Raw genomic sequence first — 1,477 nt, forward strand, 5'->3', positions numbered from 1 at the left:
GACAAATATTGTTCTATGAAAAAGCAATTTTCAATAAACAAGAGTACTTTGATGGCCTGTCGAGGGCTCTTAAAAAAGCAGGTAAGCAATACCATACAATTTTGCAGTCCTTGGATTTTCAGTATGGTCAAATTAAAACAGATGAATTAGCTTCTTATTCCATAAATCCCGTTTTAGATTTAAAGGGGCATTTGACATTTCATTCTGCCTTGGACAAACTTCAAAATTTTAATTTAGTCTTGGTCGATGAAAATTATGTTTCAATATCAAGTTTAGTCTCAGAGAATAGTTTCAGTTCAAAACGTGCTAAAGGAGTAGATGTCGCTAAAAATTTTCTTCTGATTCAATTTAATGATTGGGCAAGAAAAATAGGATTCTCATCATATAACACATCTAAGTTTCATAGCGAATTTGGTAAGTATCAATTTAATTACGTCAGCCCCTCGTATATAGGTTCACTTGCCAGGTATAGCAATAATAAAAAGATTGTTCCTGGGTTCGTTGTTGCAGATATTCTTGTTGGAAATACGGTTACCGAAAACCAAGTCACATTTTTTATAGATAAAATTAAAGCATTAAAATTTCAGAGGAATGTGGCGAACTTCCTTCCATTTTTAATTGTCGAATCGATGGATACCAAAGCCTTGAATCTTTTGAAATCTGAAGGTGTCATCATTGGCTTTGTAAATGAACTATTTGGAAGTAAATATAGAGACCTACTCAATTCATTAATTAGCCTTGTTACTAATGCAGGTGCCATACTAAAAAAGAATCCAGATGCATATCTTGATTTAATCACAAAACTCAATAAGCTTGTTGATGGAAAAACAAATAATCTTAGGGGCGACTTGTTTGAATTGGCAGTTGGTTATTATCAAGGGCAAATATGTAAAAGCATAGATATTGGCAAAAAGATAAATCAAGATGGTATATCAAGGGAAATAGATGTTTTTGGATTGCAAGCCAATACGGTTATTATTTCTGAATGCAAAGGCTATAATTACAAGGTGGATAAGGATGAAATAGAACAATGGTTGGGAAAAAATATCCCTATAATTAGAAAATGGATACTGGACCAACCTTCTATATGCGAGCGCAACATAAAATTCGAGTTCTGGTCAACTGGTGGTTTTACAGATGAGGCAAAAACTCTACTTGAAAGCAGAAAAATATCAACAAAGAAGTATGAAATATGCTTTTATGATTTGAATGATATGATTTCTATGTCCAAACATATAAACTCAAAAAAGTTCACTCAAATACAAAAGGAATATTACACTAAAGACCTTTAATAATATTCATCTACATTTTAAGATTACACCACACCGCAGGATGCTCACTTGCCGCCTGTTTCTTTGAATGCATATCTGGATAAACTTTCCATATTGGACGCTTTTTAGGCAGTACCCCTTTCCGGTTAAGGCCACAATTTTTGACCTTGACGAACAATGCTGGCGATAAAAGTAAGTAGTCCCGT

General features: G+C 33.6%; 1 protein-coding gene. It reads left to right on the top strand.

Features of this window, described 5'->3' with window-relative positions; all coding sequences use genetic code 11:
- Nucleotides 1-1,292, top strand: a 1,292-nt coding sequence (locus DWA30_RS13370) for a hypothetical protein (RefSeq protein ID WP_168421782.1), incomplete at its 5' end; no start/stop codon positions are given.
- Between the last annotated feature and the right edge of the window lie 185 nt (nt 1,293-1,477).

The organism is Candidatus Ulvibacter alkanivorans, assembly GCF_003333325.1.
Lineage (GTDB): Bacteria > Bacteroidota > Bacteroidia > Flavobacteriales > Flavobacteriaceae > Ulvibacter_A > Ulvibacter_A alkanivorans.